Raw genomic sequence first — 18,215 nt, 5'->3', positions numbered from 1 at the left:
ATTGTCGAGACTTAAGGTCTCAGAACAGGCCTTCGATCTGGCCCATTTCGTTGAGGAAGATCTTCTCCGAGGACGGCGCCCTGGGCAGGCCGGGCATGGTCATGACCTCGCCACAGATGATGACGACGAAGCCGGCACCCGCCGAAAGCCTGACCTCGCGCACCGGCACGGTGTGGCCGGTCGGCGCACCGCGCAGGTTCGGGTCGGTCGAGAACGAGTACTGGGTCTTGGCCATGCATACCGGCAGGTGGCCATAGCCGGCCTGCTCCCAGGCGTGCAACTGGTCGCGCACCGACTTGTCGGCAATCGCCTCCGAGCCGCGATAGATGCGCTGAACGATGGTATTGATCTTCTCGAACAGCGGCATGGCATCGGGATAGAGCGGCGCGAACTGCGAAGCGCCGGATTCGGCCAGCGCCACCACCTTGTTGGCGAGGTCTTCGATGCCGGCCGAGCCATGGGCCCAGTGCTTGCACAGGATGGCTTCCTCACCCATCGAGGCGACATAGTCCTTCATCGCCTGGATCTCGGCGTCGGTGTCGGAATAGAAGTGATTGATGGCGACCACCGCCGGCACGCCGAACTGCCTGATGTTCTCGATGTGGCGGCCAAGGTTGGCGCAGCCCTTCTTCACCGCCTCGATGTTTTCCTTGCCGAGGTCTTCCTTCTTGACGCCGCCATTCATCTTCATGGCGCGCACGGTGGCAACGATGACCGCCGCCGCCGGCTTCAGACCGGCCTTGCGGCACTTGATGTCGAAGAACTTTTCCGCGCCAAGGTCGGCGCCGAAGCCGGCTTCGGTGACGACGTAGTCTGCCAATTTCAGCGCCGTCGTTGTGGCGACGACCGAGTTGCAGCCATGCGCGATGTTGGCGAACGGGCCGCCATGCACGAAGGCCGGGTTGTTCTCCAGCGTCTGCACCAGGTTGGGCTGCATGGCGTCCTTCAAGAGCACGGCCATGGCGCCGTCGGCCTTGAGGTCGCGGGCATAGACCGGCGACTTGTCGCGGCGATAGGCGACGATGATGTCGCCGAGGCGCTTTTCCAGGTCCTTTAGGTCGGTCGACAGGCAAAGGATCGCCATGACTTCCGAGGCGACGGTGATGTCGAAGCCGCCCTCGCGCGGAAAACCGTTGGCGACGCCGCCCAGCGAGCAGATCATCTCGCGCAGCGCACGGTCGTTCATGTCCATGACGCGGCGCCAGACGACGCGGCGGGTGTCGATGCCGAGCTCATTGCCCCAATAGATGTGGTTATCGATCAGCGCCGACAAAAGGTTATGCGCGGTGGTGATGGCGTGGAAGTCGCCGGTGAAGTGGAGGTTCATGTCCTCCATCGGCACGACCTGCGCGTAGCCGCCGCCAGCAGCACCGCCCTTGACGCCGAAATTCGGGCCGAGCGAGGCCTCGCGGATGCAGACGATCGCCTTCTTGCCGATGCGGTTCAGGCCGTCACCGAGGCCGACCGTGGTCGTGGTCTTGCCTTCGCCGGCCGGCGTCGGGTTGATGGCGGTGACGAGGATCAGCTTGCCGTCCTTGTTGCCCTTCACCGACTTGATGAACTCGGCGGAGATCTTGGCCTTGTCATGGCCATAGGGCAGCAGATGTTCGGTCGGGATGCCGATCTTCTGGCCGATCTCCTGGATCTGCTTTTTCTTGGCGCCGCGCGCGATCTCGATGTCGGACTTCACTTCGGCCATGACGGCTTTCCTCTGGATTGGACGGTGGAGGGGACGGGTTTGATGTCACTCGCAAGCAGGTTGCAACCGGGCGCGGGCATGTTCTAACCCTGTCGCTGCCGCGGCGTCAACTTGCATGCAACTATGTTTCCTCTAGAGAAAATTCCTCTGCGGACCGGCCGACCTGCCATCGGTTCTTCCTGGCTCCGTTGCCGCGCCGTATAGAAGCCAGAGGACGCGTCGCGCCGCCGTCTCAAAACAGCCGCTCAATGCACGGAATGCGACAGAGGCGACGGCGCAAATTCGCCATCGCGTGGGATGCGGCTGGCGAGCGTTACTGCGTCAGCACGTTGCTGATTTCGACCATGTTGGAGCGCACCCTGAGCACGTAGAAGCCCATTGTCGTCAGATGCGTCGGCAGGATCCAGCCGTCCTCGCGGCCATTGGCGATGATGAAGGGCTGGATGCGCAGCGCCGAGACAAACTGTGCATCCATGGTGTCCCACAGATTCTGCAGATGCTTTTCCTTGATCACGTCCTCGAAATCGGCCTGCGCGCCCTTCATCAATCCGTAATAGCCATAAAGCTGGCCATAGGCGAACCAGAAGCGGTCGTCGGCGCGGGTGTCGAACCAGCCATTGTTGTGGTTTTCGGCGCGTTCCTTGAGGATGGCCGAGGTCGAGCCGATGTCGGATGTGATGCGGTCGATATACTGTTTCAGATTGTCGGCGCGGGCGTCGAACGTCGCCTGGCAGGTGGCAAGGCGGGCGTTGAAGGAGCGTAGCATGCGCACGGCGTCGCGATAGTAGCTTGGCGTCGGCGTCTTCGGGCCGAACGGGTTCAGGCCGAAATACCAGGTCTCCTCGTCGAACTGCAGATTGCCGCGGGCATTCTGCAGATCGCTGTCGATCTGCGAGGTGGTGCGTACGCGGCCGAGATTGTCGGCGAGTTCGGTCGCGGTGCGCCGCACGGCCTGGTTGATGCCGCGCTGGAACGAAGCCTTGTTGTCCATCCACGGCGTGTTGTCCCAGTCGATGCCGAACAGGCCGAGCTTGTAGAGGATCATCGACGAGATCCAGGCATTCTGGTTGACGTTGAAGTCGGTCAGGTCGGCCGCCACCTGGGCGATGCCGGAGTTGCCGCAGGTCTTGGCCGTGTCGGTGCCGGAGCCCGCGGCGACCTGTTCGCCGGCGGAGACGTTACGCTTCTCGAAAGTGTATTTGTCAGGGTAGTTCGGGTTGAAATTGTTCCACCACTGGGTGGCGTAGAAGAAATTGGCGTAGAGGCCGATCAGCACAAGCAAAGCCAGGCCGACCGCCGCCTTGAGGATCCAGCCGCGCTGCGTGTACCAGCGCCCCGCCCACAGGAACGGCCACAGGATCACGCCGATCACAAGCCCGATGCCGCGGCCGATCCACTGGAAAATCCGGGTGAAGAAGTTCACGATCGGATCGAGCATGTCGATGTCATCCCCTCATAGCATGATGCCAAAAAGTTGCAGACTTTTCGGACAACATCATGCACCAAAACAATAAGTTAGAACGAAACTACGGTTCATTTCGTTCTAGTCAGTCAGGCCGTAGAGGCGTGTGCGAAACGCCACCTTGTCCTTCAAATATGTGGTTTTGAGAACGTCCACAACATGCGATCGCCAGGCGTTGCTGAAGCCGTCATAGTCGTTGTAGAAGCCCTGCTTGTTGAAGATGTAGCGCGAGACGAAGTCCGACGGCACGAAATCCGAGATCAGCCGGTTGGTCAGCCAGGCGTCGGGATGATCAGGCTTGGCGCGGATGACCAGAAAGCGCTGCTGCGGGAAGACATCCTCGATCTTGAGGTGGCCGAGCTGGGCGATCTCGCGCTTGGCGGCGTTGAGGAAGGGAAAGTTGCCGTCTTTGGCGATCAGGTCGGCATGGCTCTGGATCCAGGTCTGCAGCCAGACCTTGTCGACATCGGTCAGGTTGCGGTTCGGGTCGGCGTCGCGGATCAGCGCGCGCACCACCATCTCGGCGCGGTGCTCGAGATAGCCCGATGTCTCGACCCAGGAGGCACGCGGCAGCTCGATGCGGCCGGTGGCAGCGAGGAACTTGAACACCTTGTCGGCGTCGCTGATCGAGATATAGCTCACCTGCCACGGTCGCGAACGGCGGAAACCGGGAGCCGTCGGATCACTGATCACGGTCGTCATATCTGGGTCGACGAACACGTAGAGGCCGCCGAAATGGCTGGTCCAGTACGCGTTGTGGCGGAAGATCACCTGGTCTGGCACCAGCGCGTTCTCGCGGATATCACCGCAGATCTTGGCCAGTTCCACCATGCGGGTCAGCATGGCGTTGTCGCGCCAGGCATCAGGCTCCTGCTTCAGCCGGTCGACGAGCTTGCCGAGTTCGGCGGCCTTGCCCAGCACATCCTCGGCCGACAGCACCTTGAACTCGACCTGGTTGATCGACAGCAGGTCCTCGATGTCGTTGACCTTGGGAACGGAATCCTCAATCTCGCCGTAGATTACGTCCTTGATGGTCAGCGCATCGATGGCGCGCTGGTTCTTCGACATGAACTCGAACATCAGCTGCGAGGTGTTGGAGAAGGCCGTGTGCACCACCGGCAGGTCGATCTGCGATGGCGTCAGGATGATGAAACGGCGGTTGACCTCGTTGGGATCGAGATAGTCGTAGTCGTCGCATTCCTCGGCCACTTCGGGCGAGAAGCCGGTGCGGTCGATCTGGAAGCTCTTCAGTTTCGTCGGCTTCAAGCCGAATGCGGCGAGCGCCTTGTTGTAGCGCTGGATGAGGTGCGGCTCGTCGACCGTCAGCAGCCGGCCATAGATCAGCTCGTTGTCGCGTAGAAGGTCGGGTTTCTTGGTCATCTTCTTCCCTTCTCCCCGTTTACGGGGAGAAGGTGCCCGAAGGGCGGATGAGGGGCGGCGCAAACGCTCATCATCTTTCCTCTGGCGTGGCTGACGGCAGAAATTTCGCGTCGATACCGATCATTCTCTCATCCAACCGACCGTCCAGGACTGCAACAATCGTCTCCAGCACGCTCCTGCGGTCCGTGAGGACATCAGCGTGCCACACCCTCAATACCGACCAGCCGTTCCTGTTCATGGTTTCGTCCCTGTATCGATCATGAGATCGATTTGCGTGCTGGCTTCCATCGACTTCCACAACCAGATTGGCCTCTCGGCAGGCGAAATCGGCGAAGTAGGGGCCGATCGGCAGTTGGCGAATAAATTTGTGGCCATTCAATCGTCGCCCACGCAGTTCGTGCCACAGCCATTCCTCGGCATCATTCTCGACTTTTCGCAGCTGACGGGCTCTCGCTACCTTTGGCTCATTACTGCCTCGCATAGCGCTGCCCCTCATCCGCCCTTCGGGCACCTTCTCCCCGTGAACGGGGAGAAGGAAGAGGTGCCAACCTCACGCATTCCACAGCCCTTTCTTCTTCATCTCCTCCATCTCCCGCGCCGCCCGTTCGCGCAGGCGCGCGTCGCGCAGCAGCTTTTCCACCGCGGAGTCGTCGGACTTGTCGGAGTAGCGGAACTCAGAGTCGGCGTAGCGGTTGATCTCCTGCATGACCATGTCCATCGAGAACGGCCCGCGCAGTTCCTCGATCATCGCTTTCTTCTCGTCATAGCCCTTGTGCATGAAGACTTCCGGCTTCTCGAACCAGTCGTCGGGAAGCTCGATGTCCATGGCGCGCATCTTGATGGCGTCGGTGACGTTCTTGATGGCGCGGCCGGTGAAGCGCGGCTCGGCATCCTTGATCAGATGCAGATAGGTGCCGATATCGGCCATCGATTTCGGCGCGCCGTTCTCCTTCATGTAGCGCTCGTAGACCTTCATCAGGCCGTCTTCCCTTGGTTTCTCGTGCTCCTCATAGGCCTCGGTCACGGCGCGCTGGATCTCCTGCGCGGCGTAGAGATCGTGGTCGCCGAGCGGGATCTTATGGTTCTTGCCGGCAAGCAGCACGAAGATGTCGATATAGTCGTCGCGGCTCTGCGGCCCGTCGACCAGCCAGCGGGCGCCGGCGCGCTGGCGCAGCGCATCGTCGACGTTCTCGGGATAGTTGGAAAACATGCCGAACGAGCAGTTGCCGCGCACCACGGTGGCGGCACCGGCGAAGGCGTCCATCAACACGCCGGTAATCTCCTGCTGGCCGGCCGAGGCGCGGTCGTCGGAGCGGCGCGCCGCCACCTGGTCGATGTCGTCGATGGTGCCGAAGCCGATGACACGCGGGTTCAAGACATTGTTGATGAACTGGCGGCAGTTCTGGCCGGACTTACCCTGATAGGACGAGATCTGGTCGACGCCGAAATTCTCATAGGCGAAGGGATAGCCGGCGACCTGGCAGTAGCCGTTGACCAGGCCGGCGATCATCTGGATCAGTGTCGTCTTGCCGGTGCCGGGCGCGCCGTCGCCGATGAAGGTAAACAGGAAGCCGCCGAGTTCGACGAACGGGTTGAGTTCGCGCTCGAAGTCGTAGGCCATCAGCATCTTGGCGAGCTTGACCGACTGGTATTTGGCAATGTGGTTGCCGACGACCTCTTCCGGCTTCTTGAAGGTCATCACCAGCGGCTTGGAGCGCTTGCCCGGCGCGACGTCGAAGCCGTCGAGGGTGAAATCGTCGACATCGATGCGGATATGGGCGTTCTCGAACGGGCCGATGCCGTCGAAGCGGCCCTTGCGCGCCAGAAGCCCGTCGATGGCGACGCGGGCAAAGGCACGTGCTCTGGTCATCAAATCGGCGTCGTCGGACGAGCCGGATATCGCCTTGTCGAGACCGGCAAGGATCGACTTCATTGCATCCTGCGGCGTGTCGAACAGGAAGTCCGGCTCGGGGATATCGTTGGGCGCCTCGCCGTCGCTGTCGATCAGCTGGAACAGATAGGAGGCGAGGCTGAAGGCGGAGATGTAAGCCGAGGCCGACAGAAGCTTCTTGAAGGTGGACGCCTCGTCGCCTTCGAGCGGCGCGCGGGTGTTCTTGGCCTGCAGGCTTTCGAGGTCCGAGCCTTCGGCGAAAACGTCAGATATTGCGAGCGCGATCGCTGTGCCTCGCCGGGCGCGAAACAAGAGCGTGTGCTGCGGGATGGTCAGCAGCTGGTCGTCGGGATGGACGGCGCCGACAGTCTTGGCCAGCTCGACCTCGCGCGTGCGGCGCACCGAACCGACCGAAACGGTCGAGACGAAGCGGCGGTTGGTGCCGGCAAGTGCCGTGCCGGACTCGCGTGACGGATCCTCCAGCACGACGATGCGGGTGATGAAGCTCTGCGCGGTGGCGCGGTGCTTTTCGATCGCAGCTTCCGGGATGGTGGTCAGGCCGGTATCCATGAAGAGTGCTCCGTGGTGTGACGGTCAGACGTCTGAGATGACCTGCCCGTTGGACAGGATGTGAACCTTGTAGCCGGCAAAAATCTTCTGCGCCTCGCCGACGGCGTAGAGTGCCTGGTAGGCTTCGTGCGGGATCAGCGCGTGGTTTTCGTAGCTCGACACGCCCTGGCGCGCGGCTTCCAGATCGTCGGTGTTGATAAAGAATTCCTGCGTCGTCTTCTCGCTAGAGAACAGGCCTTTGCGACCGGGTTTCTCGGCCTTTGAATAGACCTCCTGAATAGTCCAGGTCAGCAGCCAGGCATTCTCGGGCTTGCGCACCTTGGCCAGGACTTCCGTCACCGTCGAATTGTTGTCGGTGATGCCAGCCGAATAGAACGGTCCGAGCACGACGCGGCGCAATTGCTTGGGGTGCAGCGGCTCGAAATCCTTGTCGAGATTGACCGCGATGGTCGCCGGCGACAGCGTATAGGCGGAATTCTTCTCGGTGAAATCGTCGAAACGATGGGCGAGCTCGGGATTGAGCAGGCCGTCCACCGGCAACGGGATGTCGATCGTCTCGTTCAGCTTGCCGTTTCTGTCGACAAGCTGTCGAACCATGTCTTCGGAAGAATCCTCGACCGTCACCATGTAGACCAGAGGCAGGTTGGCGCTGCCGTCGAACGTCGCCCAGTGGACGAGGTAATAGGGCCGCCCCGTCTTCGGGTTGACCGAGACCTTGGCTGTCTGCGCCAGGGTGAACGGGCCGAACGTGTTTTCGCTTTTCACGTCCTCGAGATAGAGTCGCTCGGCCATCGACTTCTGCAGCGCCTGAGGGAATTCCTTGTGGCGCAGGATGAAGTCGGCCATCTCCTCGCGCAATTCGCCGGCCAGCGGAATGTTGGCAAGCCGCGCGTCGGCCTGGCGGCGGTCGTTTTCCAGTTCGAGCAGATTCTGGAACACCGGAAATCCGCTCTCTGCGCGCGAAATGCGGAACGTGTCCATGAAGCCCAGCCGGTTGCGCCAGCAGGAAAAGGACTTGTCGAGCCGGGCGATGTATTCGGCGGCGATCTTGGCGACGATGCCATGCCGATAGAGCGGCGAGCGATCGTCGCGCATGAACACTTCAAGGCCGCTGAGCGCGGCCGTGATGGCGGAGAAATACCGTGCAGCCGCTTCGTTTTCGGGGGTCATGCCTGTGCGCTCGCGGGCAGTCCTGTCACTCCTAAGACTGCACGTAGTTTGCCGAATTGTGCTTCTTCAACACCTCGTCGAAGCGGCGGGCAAAGGCATCGTCGGCCAGCTTCTTGCGGCGCTGGATGTCGGCAGTGGCGACCATGTTCTTCTCGTGCATCTCGAGCAGGTCGCCGATGTGCTTTTGCGAAGCAGCACCGATGCCGGCCATGGTTTCCTCGGCGGTGTTGTCGACCTGGCTGCCCAGCGTGTTGATCTTGTGGGCGACGTCCTGCTGGGCGGCGGTCTTCAGCGAATCTTCCAGCGCCTTGTAGAGCACGATGCGCTGCTCGGTATCGATGGTCAGCTTGTTGATCAGCGTCGACTGCGCGGCGATCTGGTTGTTGAGCGAATCGACGAAGGTCTGGAACATCGAGGTGTAGCGCTCGAGCGTCTGGCTCTCGGCCAGCAGCTCCTGCTCCTTGGCCTGCTTCTCATTGTATTCCGTGGCCAGCTTGGAGCGCTCGCCTTCGAGCTGCGTGCGCTCCTTCTGGCTGGTCGAGGCGGCGATCTTGTTTTCGATATCGAGCAGCATCGGGTTGAGTTCCTCGATGCGCTTCTGCACGGCCTCGAGGTTGGACATGGTGGTCTTTCGGCGCTCGATGACCTGCGATAGGCTGGTCTCGGAGGTCTTGTAGCGCTGGTCGAGGACCTCTTTCTGCGCCTTCAGGATGCCGACGATGGTGTCGGATTTGACCAGCAGTTCCTGCAGATTGCCGGCCAGCGACATGTTGCGGACGCGGTCGGTGCGCATGCGCTGCTTGCTCTGGCTGGAAAAGACGCCGATGAATTTTTCCCAGCCGGTGTAGTTCTTCATGCTCTCGAACTCGGCGCCGAAGACGTTGGTGGCGTCCTCCAGCCCGATGATCAGGTCGGCGATGTTGCCCTCCATCACCTTCTGCTGCTTCAGCACGTCCTCGATGCGGGCGTTCTCGATGTCGAAATTGGCGTCGCCGATCTTCTTGTCGGCGGTGGCGAGCGTATCAAGCACGGTGCCGGACTGGTCGATCTTGGTGCGCATGTCCTGCACGACCTGCTTGGTCTTGGCAATTTCGGCGTCGAAATTCTGCAATGTCGCCATTGGGGCCTCCCGCTTCGGCATCACGTCGCTGGTCGCGAACAGCGGCGAATATATGTGGGGCATTCGGGGATTGAAAGACGCAAGACAAGACCCGCCCCGAAAACAAAATAGTCGGTCACGGTCTTGAAAGGCAATGGAGGTGGGGTCATGGCGTGATTAGCCTGCCGGCCAGGCTTAGTTCAGCTGTCGTTGAACTTTCATGCCGCAAAGCGACGGCGCGGATGCCTCAGTATTCGGCAAACCACTGAAGCAAATCGCGGGCGCGATATGCGAAGCCAAAGCCGGCTTTGCAGAGGCGGACGGATAGCGAATCAGGGCTTGGGATCGGCCTTCAGATAGGCGATGACGTTGGCGATGTCGTCGGCTTTGGTCAGGCCGGCAAACGCCATCTTGTTGCCGGGCACTTTCAGCTTGGGGGCCTTGAGGTACTCGGCGAGATTGGCTTCATCCCAGACCAGGCCGGCGGCGCCTGCACCCTTCATCGCTTCGGAGTAGTGACCAAGAAAACTCTCGGCGCTACCGGCGGTGCGGCCGACGACGCCCATCAAATGCGGGCCGACCTTGTCGCGGTCGGTGGCAGCTTCATGGCAGGCGATGCACCGGTTGAAGACCTTCTTGCCCAGGGTCGGGTCACCGCCGGCATGGGCGGCAAGCGCGGTGGCAAGGAGAAGAATGCTGGCGGACGAAGCGGCTCGAAACATGGCTGACCCCGAAGAGCTCTGGCTGGCCGCCTTATAAGGCCGAGGCCTTAACAAACGCTGCATCGTGGCGGCATTGCGGAAGACGCACGATCCGGCCGCACCAGGCTGGGATCAAACGCTGGGTTCCGTCAGCCCTTGATAAAGCCGATGAAATCGTCGGGCGCGGCGCGGCCCATCTCTTCTTCCCAGTGGCGGCGGCAGAGCGAGACATAGACGTCCTTGCCGATCGCCACCTGCTCGCCCTGGCGCGCCACTTTGCCATCGGGACCGAGGCGCACCACCATCGTCGCCTTGCGGCCGCAGCGGCAGATGGTGCGCACTTCCCGCAGATCGTCGGCGATGGCCAGCAGCGCGCGCGAGCCGGAAAACAGATTGCCCTGGAAATCCGTGCGCAGGCCGTAGCACATGACCGGAATGTTCAGGCGGTCGGCGATGCGGGCGAGCTGCCAGACCTGCTCTTCTTCGAGGAACTGCGCCTCGTCGACGAAGACGCAATGCACCGATGTATGCGCGTGGTGATCGGCGACGCGGGCGAACAGATCATCGCCGTCACGGAACATCTCGGCTTCCGTCTCCAGGCCGATGCGCGACGAGATGAGGCCGGTATCGCCCTTGCGGTAGTGGCCGGCGACGAACAGCATCGTGCCCATGCCGCGCTCGCGATAATTATACGACGCCTGCAACAGCATCGTCGTCTTGCCGGCGTTCATGGTCGCATAATGGAAGTAAAGCTTGGCCATGCCGCTCTTTTAAGCCGACTTGGCCTGACACGGGGAGGGGTGGCCGCCCGCATTCCCCTGAAAAAGCCGGCCCGTCTTCGAAAAAACCGTCTGGCACTGCAAAAGCGTCAGCCGTGTCGCTCATTGGCCAGTCTGCGCCGTTGATCGTGATTGCCTTAGCGCTTGAAAACACACCAGAATGGTGTTTGGCTGACGAAACAAGGCGGGCAGAGAAACCGTAACTACGCTTCGCCAAAGAATCACAATGGGAGACTGTCTATGTCGCGTATGAACTCTTTCGTCGCCGGCCTCGGCCTGGCGGCATTTTTGTCCACGAGCGCTGCCTTCGCCGGTGATCCGGCGAGCTGCAAGGTGGTGCGTCTTTCCGATGTCGGCTGGACCGACATCCAGGCGACGACCGGCATCGCTTCCGTTCTGCTGACCGCGCTCGGCTACGAGCCGCAGACGATCCAGCTGTCGGTGCCGGTGACCATGGCGTCGCTGAAGAACAAGGACCTCGACGTGTTTCTCGGCAACTGGATGCCGTCGATGACCAACGACATCAAGGACTATACCGCCGACGGTTCGGTCGAGACGATCAGCACCAACCTGACCGGCGCCGGTTACGGCATCGTCGTGCCGACCTATGTCGCGGATGCCGGTGTCAAATCGCTGACCGATATCGGCAAGTTCAAGGACAAGTTCAACGGCAAGATCTATGGCATCGAGGCCGGCAATGACGGCAACCGCATCATCCTCGACATGATCAAGAACCCGAAGGACAATCTCGAAGGCTTCGAGCTGGTCGAATCCTCGGAAGCCGGCATGCTGACCCAGGCCGAGCAGTCGATGAAGAACAATGAGTGGATCGCCTTCCTCGGCTGGACGCCGCATCCGGTGATGGGCGCCATGAAGATCACCTACCTCGATGGCATGGGTGACAGCGGCTTCGGTGCCGCCACCGTCTATACCAATGTGCGCAAGGGCTACACCACCGAATGCCCGAACGCCGGCAAGTTGATCGCCAACCTGAAGTTCAATCTGGACATGGAAGGCCAGATGATGGACGCGATCCTCAAGGGCGGCGACGCCAATACGGTGGCGACCGACTGGCTGAAGAAAAATCCGGACGCGATCACTCCCTGGATCGCCGGCGTGACCACCTTCGACGGCGGCGACGCCGCGGCGGCCATCAAGACCGCGCTCGGAAGCTGAGCCGACTGAATTCGGCAAAGCCGAACCAGGAAGGGCAGCCATCTTAGAAAAGGCTGCCCTTTTTCATATCCTGTGACAAGATGACGACGGTAGAGGCCGAGGGGCAGGGCGGTCTCGAGCATGAGAGGGGCGATATGGATCCGATTTCGAAATTCATGGTCGATCACAAGATTCCGATCGGCGCCTGGGGAAAGGCATTCTTCGGCTTCCTCACCGACAATTTCGACACTGTGTTCAGGGCCTTTTCGAACGGCCTCAATTTCCTGCTCGACGGGTTGGTCGGCATTATGCTGATGGTGCCGCCGGTGTTGCTGGCGCTGATCATCGCGGTCATCGCCTTCCTGCTGCAGCGCTCGCGGCCGCTCGCCATCGGCGTCTTTCTCGGCCTGATCTTCATCATCAATCAGAATCTTTGGAAGCAGACGGTGCAGACGCTGGTGCTGGTGGTCGCGGCTGCCGCCATGGCGATGGCCATCGGTGTGCCGCTCGGCATCTGGGCGGCGCACAAGCCGAAGGTCTATCGCGTCATGCTGCCGGTGCTCGACCTGATGCAGACGCTGCCGACCTTCGTCTACCTGATCCCGGTGTTGACGCTGTTCGGCCTCGGCAACGCGCCCGGCCTCATCGTCACCATCATCTTCGTCATCCCGACCGCGGTCAGGCTCACCCATCTCGGCGTCGTCTCGGTGCCGAAGTCGATCGTCGAGGCCGGCGAGGCTTTCGGCGCCACCAAGAGCCAGCTGTTGTGGAAGGTGGAGCTGCCCTCGGCGCTGCCCACCATCATGGCCGGTCTGACGCAGTCGATCATGCTGTCTCTGTCGATGGTGGTGTTCGCGGCGCTAATCGGCGCCGGCGGTCTCGGCACCGAGATCAACCGGGCGCTAGGCTCGCGCCGCATCGACCTCGGGCTTGAGGCTGGTCTGGCCATCGTCGTGCTGGCCATCGTGCTCGACCGGATGACCCGCATTGCGGTTGGAGGCAAGAAATGACCGTCGCCGTCGATTTCAGAAACGTCGATATCGTCTTCGGCGCCGACCAGGCCGGATCGCTGAAAATGATCGACGCCGGCGCCAGCCGCGCCGATATCCTCGAAAAGACCGGCAATGTGCTGGGCTGCGCCGGCGCCAGCCTGACCGTCAACGAGGGCGAGATCTCCGTGCTGATGGGCCTCTCCGGCTCGGGCAAGTCGACATTGCTGCGGGCGGTCAACCGGCTCAACGTGGTGTCGCGCGGCCAGGTGCTGGTCAAGGATGGCGACAAGACCGTCGATGTCGTCACCTGCGATGAGGCGACCTTGCGGCGCCTGCGCCAGAAACAGGTGGCGATGGTGTTCCAGCAGTTCGGCCTGCTGCCTTGGCGCACGGTGGAGGAGAATGTCGGCCTCGGCCTCGAACTCGCCGGCGTGCCGGAAGCCGAGCGCAAGGAACGCGTGCACCGCCAGCTCAAGCTGGTCAATCTCGACCAATGGTCGAAGAAATACGCGCATGAGCTTTCAGGCGGCATGCAGCAGCGCGTCGGCCTGGCCCGCGCCTTCGCCACCGAGGCGCCTATCCTTCTGATGGATGAGCCGTTCTCGGCACTCGACCCGCTGATCCGCACCAAGCTGCAGGACGAGCTGCTGCAATTGCAGGCCGAATTGAAGAAGACCATCATCTTCGTCAGTCACGACCTTGAGGAAGCGCTGAAGATCGGCAGCCACATCACCATCATGGAGGGTGGCCGCATCGTGCAGACCGGGGCACCGGAAGACATCGTGCTGCGGCCCGCCAATGACTATGTCCGCGACTTCATCGCCAATGTGAACCCGTTGTCGGTGCTGACCGCCTGGAACGTGATGCGCGACCGTCGCGATCTGGAGCACGGCAAGGACGGCTGGGTGTGGCTCGACCGGCGCAAGACGACGCGCTTCAAGATCGACGATCACGGGCTGGTGGCGGGGGCCGAACGCGATGGTAAGCCGGCGGTGTGGGTGTCCTGCGCCGACGTCGAAGCCCAGCCCGAGGAAGTAGCGCAGGTATTCTGGGCCAATCCCGGCACTTCGCTGAAAACCGTCATGCTGGCCATGCACCGTTCGCAGACCGCCCCGGTGGCGCTGTTCGACGACCAGTCCCGCTTCGTCGGCGCCATCGGCATCCGCGACGTGCTGAGCGCGGTGCTGCGGCGGTAACGGTCCGGTCGCGAGGCTTCGAGGCGACCTGTGTCAGGTCGCCAGCGGCAGGCGCAGTTGCGTCAGCAGGCCACCGCCCGGGTTGTTGGACAGGCTGACCTCACCGCCGGCGGCGCGCGCGATGTTGCGGGCAATGGTCAGGCCGAGCCCGAGACCGCCGGTCTGACGGTTGCGCGATTGTTCAAGGCGCACGAAAGAGCCGAACACGGCGTCGATCTGCGCCTGCGGTATGCCCGGTCCTTCATCGCGGATGGTGAGCAGGATCATGTTTTCCGACCGGCGCAGGCTGAGATGCGCCTTCTTGCCGTAGGTGACCGCGTTCTGCACCAGGTTGGTGACGCAGCGCTTGAGCGCGACCGGCCGCGCCATGCAGATGAGGCCGCGTGATCTTGTATCGTCGTCGAACGAGACGTCGTCATAGCTGTCGGCGATTGACTCCACGAGCGACCAGAAGTCGATGCGTTCGTTCTTCTCCTCCGTCACCTCGAAGGTGGCGAAGTCGATCACCGAACTGGCAATGCTCTCGACATCGGCGAGATCGTGCGCCAGCGCCTCGCGGACCGCCGATTTGCGCAACAGCTCCAGGCGCAGGCGCATCCGCGTCATCGGCGTGCGCAGATCATGCGCAAGTGCCGCCGCCAGATGTTCGCGGTCCTCGACATATTCGCGCAGCCGGGCCTGCATGGCGTTGATCGCCTTGGCGGCGGCACGCACCTCGCGGCTGCCGCTCTCGGCGATTGGCGGGCTCTTCAGATCCTTGCCGATCCGGTTCACGGCGGTTTCCATCATCCGGTAGGGCGCCGTCAGCCGGCGCAGCGACCAGATCGACATGATCACCACCAGGCCTGCGATCAGCGAATAGAGCGGCAGGCTGTCGAAGCTCAGGATCGGGCCGACGGGCGTGATCGGCTCGGTGAAGTTCAGCCATTGACCGTCGGCGAAGCGCAGCGACGCCGTCAGCTTGTCGCTCTGGGCGAAGTTGGCGGCCAGCACCAGAAGGTCGCGTTCCACCTGGCCGATATCGGGCCCCGGCGCGGTGCCGTCGGCGTCGTCGGCCTCGCGCGTCGCCGGATCGCGCCGCACGCGCGCGTCGGTGATGCCGAACTTCGACAGCCGGCCGACAAGGATGTCTTCGAGTTCCGCCAGCTCGTCGTCGCTTGCGATCGACGAGGTGACCGCCGGCGTGTCCGAGACGGTGAGCGCGTAGGTGGAATTGAACAGGCCGGTCGCCGTCGCCTTGCGTTCCTCCGGCGTGGCGTCATGCATCAGCTGCACTAGCGAGAAGGCACGGTCGTTGAGGCGGTAGAGGTCGACCACGCCGTTGGCTACGGCGCGGTCGCGCGACACGATGTAGAGGGTCGCGACCTGGCTGATCAGCAGGCCGGCAATGACGATCAGCAGCACCCAGACAGGCAAGGTCTGCGGCAGGAAACGTCTCATTCGGAGGTCGTCTCGGGCAGGAACTGGTAGCCGCCGCTGCGCACCGTCAGGATCAGCTTGGGCGTTTTGGGGTCGTCTTCCATCTTGCGGCGCAGCCGGCTGACCAGGATGTCGATGCTGCGGTCGAAGGCGTAGTCGCTGTCGCCGCCGGACAGTTCGATGAGTTGGTCGCGGGTCAGCACACGCTGCGCGCTCTTGACGAAGGTCTGCAGCAGGTTGAATTCCGCCATGGTCAGCTCGACCCTGACATCGTCGGGCGCGGTCAGCCGGCGGCGTGAACAGTCCATTGTCCAGCCGGCGAAGCGGTAGATCTGTTTCGTGGTGGCGCGCTTGGGCTCGGCGGCGCCATTGCGCCGTAACACGGCGCGGATGCGCGCCAAAAGCTCGCGCGGGTCGAACGGTTTTGGCACATAGTCGTCGGCGCCCATCTCCAGGCCGACGACGCGGTCGGTCGTCTCGGTGACGGCGGTCAGCATGATGATCGGCGTCGAATACTGGGCGCGCAGGTCGCGGCACAGCTCCAGCCCGCTCTTGCCGGGCAGCATCACGTCGAGGACGATGAGATCGACCTGCGCGCGGCGCAGGATGGTCTCCATCTCGATGCCGTCGGCGGCAACCGAGGTGTGCAGACCCCGCTTCTGGAAGAATTCCTGCAGCAGGTCGCGAATGCCCTTGTCGTCGTCGACGATCAGTATGTGTGCGTCGGATTTCACTTGAGCCCTGTCATTGTTGATTGCCAAGCCGTTCTGTCGGAACCCACACGATAGAATTCAGGCCATATGTTGGCCAGTGCCGATGATGGGTTCACACCAGCTCTCTCAGACACAATCCAGAAACAAAATTCTACAGTTCAGAAAAACTCCTGAAAAATTTCAAGGGCATAACTGGTCTCGTGGCGGTCAGGTCATCGGCTGCGACGCTAGTCTCCGGGTTTACGGATAAACCGATGCCAAGGTTGTCGATCAGTTTGTTGGGTGCGTTGCTGGGCCTTGGCCTGGTCACTGCCGCTGTCGGACAATCGGACGCAAAGGCGACGCCCACCACCCGGAGCGAACGGTGCGCCAATCTCAGCCACCAATTCGATGAAGCCCTCGAAACCCATGCCGCGGCAACGCAGGTCACCGCGGCAAAGGCACTTCAAAGGAAGGGTAACCGGTACTGCGCCGCCAAGAAACAGGCACAGGGCATCCGGATGCTCGCCAATGCTTTGAAGCTGCTTGGAGTGACACCGAACGACCCGGTCCAGTGACACTCAAAAACTCGACCCGCATAAAAGGAAACGAAGCCATGAAAAAGTCCATCCTCTCCGCAACCGGTCTCGCCGTCGCTCTCGCCTTCGCGATGCCGGCTCTCGGCAACGCCGCTGCCACCACGACCGCAGCTCCGGCTGCTTCGACGACCACCGCTCCGGCTACTGCCGCTCCTGCCAAGGCTGCTCCGAAGAAGATCGTGAAGAAGACCGTCAAGAAGCACAAGAAGGCTGCCGAGAAGGCCGTCAAGAAGGACGCCCCGAAGACGTAATCAGGTCCGGCATAAAATGCCGGCCTGTTGACCAAGGTCGCTCCAGCTGGTTTCGGCTGGAGCGGCCTTCTTCCTGTCGGAACGCTGAAGGCCTGACGTTGGCGATGAAGCGGGTCGATGGGTTCAACTGATCTTTGGCGAAGTCTGGCACCGGCAGCTTCCGCCTCGACTGACACTTAACCCGTTTGCAACGCCGGCCGTGTAGGACAATCCGCATGAAGAAGCGGCTTTCGTCCATTGTGCGCTCGATGGTTATCGGCGGCCTGGTTGCCACCGGCATCGCCAGGGTGCTGATCCTGTTCACCGCCAGCCCGGTGCCCGATCCGGCCAGCGGCCGCACCGAGCCTTCGTTGTTCGCGCCGGCGATTTCCACCAACTGGGACTACATCACGCCGGCCCAGACCTGGCTGCTGATCGTGCTGACAGGCGCGACGCTGATCTGCGTCGCCGCGTGGCCGATCGCGGCGTGGATGGAACGCCGGGCGGATGCCGGTGGAAACCGCTTTCGCCCCGATATGCCGTCCGCCACGACCGCGCGGCAGAGTCCCAGCCGTCGCATGTTCGGCCGTCAGGACCGTTGAACGGCAAACGACACTTTCCCACATAGGTGTGAATGCCGCGCCCGGCTTGGGGCGTTGATCAAAATAGACTGTTGCTTTCGCTGGTGCCAGAATGGCGAAGGTCGCTTACGCAAATTGTCGGTTCCAATGCCTGAAATCACCACAAAACCGCGCGTACAGGTCAAGCCGCAGGTCGAACGCCCGAAGCTCTACAAGGTCATCCTTATCAACGACGATTTCACGCCGCGCGAATTCGTGGTGACGGTGCTGAAGGGCGAGTTCAAGCTCAGCGAAGACCAGGCGCACCGGGTGATGATCACCGCGCATCGGCGCGGCGTCTGCGTCGTCGCCGTCTTCACCAAGGATGTCGCCGAGACCAAGGCGACGCGCGCCACCGATGCCGGTAAGGCCAAGGGCTATCCGCTGATGTTCACGACGGAGCCGGAGGAGTAGAGGGCAGTGGAAGCTACCGTCCCTCGCGGTACCACATCGAACCCATCGCCAGAAGCAACAGGCCGAGGCCGAGGAAGCCGCCGAACAGCGGCACGCGCGAGACGGCCTTGAGCACGCTGTCGTCCGTCGTGCGCAGGCCGATCCAGT

General features: G+C 62.0%; 18 protein-coding genes. 7 read left to right on the top strand and 11 right to left on the bottom strand.

Features of this window, described 5'->3' with window-relative positions:
- Positions 1–19: 19 nt before the first annotated feature.
- The 9 genes from NKJ06_RS07660 to NKJ06_RS07620 all read right to left on the bottom strand — a co-directional run bounded on the left by NKJ06_RS07660 (position 20) and on the right by NKJ06_RS07620 (position 10,733).
- The gene (locus tag NKJ06_RS07660; RefSeq protein WP_352809504.1) at positions 20–1,699 is read right to left on the bottom strand and encodes a formate--tetrahydrofolate ligase; all 1,680 of its coding nucleotides are present in this window, start codon (positions 1,697–1,699) and stop codon (positions 20–22) included.
- 313 nt (positions 1,700–2,012) lie between these two features.
- Entirely contained in the window at positions 2,013–3,137 is a 1,125-nt protein-coding gene (locus NKJ06_RS07655) for a DUF2333 family protein (protein WP_352809503.1), read from the bottom strand.
- Positions 3,138–3,242: 105 nt separating this feature from the next.
- Entirely contained in the window at positions 3,243–4,541 is a 1,299-nt protein-coding gene (locus NKJ06_RS07650) for a DUF6638 family protein (RefSeq protein WP_352809502.1), read from the bottom strand.
- 70 nt (positions 4,542–4,611) lie between these two features.
- Complete coding sequence (locus tag NKJ06_RS07645) at positions 4,612–5,022, bottom strand: endonuclease domain-containing protein (RefSeq protein ID WP_352627561.1); 411 nt, start codon at positions 5,020–5,022, stop codon at positions 4,612–4,614.
- A 69-nt stretch (positions 5,023–5,091) separates the two neighbouring features.
- A complete protein-coding gene (locus tag NKJ06_RS07640; RefSeq protein WP_352809501.1) occupies positions 5,092–7,002 on the bottom strand; it encodes an AAA family ATPase in 1,911 nt (636 codons plus the stop codon).
- 24 nt (positions 7,003–7,026) lie between these two features.
- Positions 7,027–8,172 (bottom strand): hypothetical protein, encoded by a 1,146-nt coding sequence (locus NKJ06_RS07635; protein ID WP_352809500.1) that lies wholly within the window; start codon positions 8,170–8,172, stop codon positions 7,027–7,029.
- 31 nt (positions 8,173–8,203) lie between these two features.
- Positions 8,204–9,292, bottom strand: coding sequence for a hypothetical protein (locus tag NKJ06_RS07630; RefSeq protein ID WP_352659352.1), 1,089 nt, complete (start codon positions 9,290–9,292; stop codon positions 8,204–8,206).
- A 311-nt stretch (positions 9,293–9,603) separates the two neighbouring features.
- Entirely contained in the window at positions 9,604–9,993 is a 390-nt protein-coding gene (locus tag NKJ06_RS07625; RefSeq protein WP_352809499.1) for a c-type cytochrome, read from the bottom strand.
- A 128-nt stretch (positions 9,994–10,121) separates the two neighbouring features.
- A complete protein-coding gene (locus tag NKJ06_RS07620) occupies positions 10,122–10,733 on the bottom strand; it encodes a thymidine kinase (protein WP_352603515.1) in 612 nt (203 codons plus the stop codon).
- Between the two features lie 258 nt (positions 10,734–10,991).
- On the opposite strand from NKJ06_RS07620, the gene NKJ06_RS07615 reads away from it, so the two are divergent.
- The 3 genes from NKJ06_RS07615 (at position 10,992) to choV (ending at position 14,094) form a co-directional block, all read left to right on the top strand.
- Positions 10,992–11,927, top strand: a complete 936-nt coding sequence (locus NKJ06_RS07615) for a choline ABC transporter substrate-binding protein (RefSeq protein WP_352627567.1) — start codon at positions 10,992–10,994, stop codon at positions 11,925–11,927.
- A gap of 134 nt (positions 11,928–12,061) precedes the next feature.
- The gene (choW, locus tag NKJ06_RS07610; protein WP_352809497.1) at positions 12,062–12,916 is read left to right on the top strand and encodes a choline ABC transporter permease subunit; all 855 of its coding nucleotides are present in this window, start codon (positions 12,062–12,064) and stop codon (positions 12,914–12,916) included.
- A complete protein-coding gene (gene choV / locus NKJ06_RS07605) occupies positions 12,913–14,094 on the top strand; it encodes a choline ABC transporter ATP-binding protein (protein ID WP_352809496.1) in 1,182 nt (393 codons plus the stop codon). Before choW ends, choV begins: the two co-directional genes overlap by 4 nt.
- A 33-nt stretch (positions 14,095–14,127) precedes the next feature.
- Here the strand turns inward: choV and NKJ06_RS07600 are convergent, their stop codons facing one another.
- Positions 14,128–15,534, bottom strand: a complete 1,407-nt coding sequence (locus tag NKJ06_RS07600; RefSeq protein WP_352627570.1) for an ATP-binding protein — start codon at positions 15,532–15,534, stop codon at positions 14,128–14,130.
- Positions 15,531–16,247 carry a response regulator gene (locus tag NKJ06_RS07595; protein ID WP_352627571.1) on the bottom strand — a complete coding sequence of 239 codons (717 nt, stop codon included), beginning with the start codon at positions 16,245–16,247 and terminating at the stop codon, positions 15,531–15,533. Before NKJ06_RS07595 ends, NKJ06_RS07600 begins: the two co-directional genes overlap by 4 nt.
- Before the next feature lie 233 nt (positions 16,248–16,480).
- Here NKJ06_RS07595 and NKJ06_RS07590 point away from each other — a divergent pair, with 233 nt between their 5' ends.
- From NKJ06_RS07590 to clpS, 4 genes are all read left to right on the top strand, one after another.
- On the top strand, positions 16,481–16,783 hold the full coding sequence (locus NKJ06_RS07590; RefSeq protein WP_352627572.1) for a hypothetical protein: 303 nt from the start codon (positions 16,481–16,483) through the stop codon (positions 16,781–16,783).
- 38 nt (positions 16,784–16,821) lie between these two features.
- Entirely contained in the window at positions 16,822–17,055 is a 234-nt protein-coding gene (locus tag NKJ06_RS07585; RefSeq protein ID WP_352627573.1) for a hypothetical protein, read from the top strand.
- Positions 17,056–17,270: 215 nt separating this feature from the next.
- Positions 17,271–17,636, top strand: coding sequence for a hypothetical protein (locus tag NKJ06_RS07580; RefSeq protein ID WP_352627574.1), 366 nt, complete (start codon positions 17,271–17,273; stop codon positions 17,634–17,636).
- 126 nt (positions 17,637–17,762) lie between these two features.
- Entirely contained in the window at positions 17,763–18,068 is a 306-nt protein-coding gene (gene clpS, locus NKJ06_RS07575) for an ATP-dependent Clp protease adapter ClpS (RefSeq protein WP_027039419.1), read from the top strand.
- The last annotated feature ends 147 nt before the right edge of the window (positions 18,069–18,215 follow it).

It is taken from the genome of Mesorhizobium sp. M0293, from assembly GCF_040321735.1.
Lineage (GTDB): Bacteria > Pseudomonadota > Alphaproteobacteria > Rhizobiales > Rhizobiaceae > Mesorhizobium.
This window is presented reverse-complemented; position numbering and strand designations above follow the sequence as displayed.

Coding starts and splice junctions, on each gene's coding strand:
- NKJ06_RS07655 (WP_352809503.1), bottom strand. CDS start 3,137: ATGCTCGATCCGATCGTGAACTTCTTCACCCGGATTTTCCAGTGGATC.
- NKJ06_RS07585 (WP_352627573.1), top strand. CDS start 16,822: ATGAAAAAGTCCATCCTCTCCGCAACCGGTCTCGCCGTCGCTCTCGCC.
- NKJ06_RS07635 (WP_352809500.1), bottom strand. CDS start 8,172: ATGACCCCCGAAAACGAAGCGGCTGCACGGTATTTCTCCGCCATCACG.
- NKJ06_RS07625 (WP_352809499.1), bottom strand. CDS start 9,993: ATGTTTCGAGCCGCTTCGTCCGCCAGCATTCTTCTCCTTGCCACCGCG.
- NKJ06_RS07580 (WP_352627574.1), top strand. CDS start 17,271: ATGAAGAAGCGGCTTTCGTCCATTGTGCGCTCGATGGTTATCGGCGGC.
- choV (WP_352809496.1), top strand. CDS start 12,913: ATGACCGTCGCCGTCGATTTCAGAAACGTCGATATCGTCTTCGGCGCC.
- NKJ06_RS07630 (WP_352659352.1), bottom strand. CDS start 9,292: ATGGCGACATTGCAGAATTTCGACGCCGAAATTGCCAAGACCAAGCAG.
- NKJ06_RS07600 (WP_352627570.1), bottom strand. CDS start 15,534: ATGAGACGTTTCCTGCCGCAGACCTTGCCTGTCTGGGTGCTGCTGATC.
- NKJ06_RS07590 (WP_352627572.1), top strand. CDS start 16,481: ATGCCAAGGTTGTCGATCAGTTTGTTGGGTGCGTTGCTGGGCCTTGGC.
- NKJ06_RS07615 (WP_352627567.1), top strand. CDS start 10,992: ATGTCGCGTATGAACTCTTTCGTCGCCGGCCTCGGCCTGGCGGCATTT.
- NKJ06_RS07660 (WP_352809504.1), bottom strand. CDS start 1,699: ATGGCCGAAGTGAAGTCCGACATCGAGATCGCGCGCGGCGCCAAGAAA.
- NKJ06_RS07645 (WP_352627561.1), bottom strand. CDS start 5,022: ATGCGAGGCAGTAATGAGCCAAAGGTAGCGAGAGCCCGTCAGCTGCGA.
- choW (WP_352809497.1), top strand. CDS start 12,062: ATGGATCCGATTTCGAAATTCATGGTCGATCACAAGATTCCGATCGGC.
- NKJ06_RS07620 (WP_352603515.1), bottom strand. CDS start 10,733: ATGGCCAAGCTTTACTTCCATTATGCGACCATGAACGCCGGCAAGACG.
- NKJ06_RS07640 (WP_352809501.1), bottom strand. CDS start 7,002: ATGGATACCGGCCTGACCACCATCCCGGAAGCTGCGATCGAAAAGCAC.
- NKJ06_RS07650 (WP_352809502.1), bottom strand. CDS start 4,541: ATGACCAAGAAACCCGACCTTCTACGCGACAACGAGCTGATCTATGGC.
- clpS (WP_027039419.1), top strand. CDS start 17,763: ATGCCTGAAATCACCACAAAACCGCGCGTACAGGTCAAGCCGCAGGTC.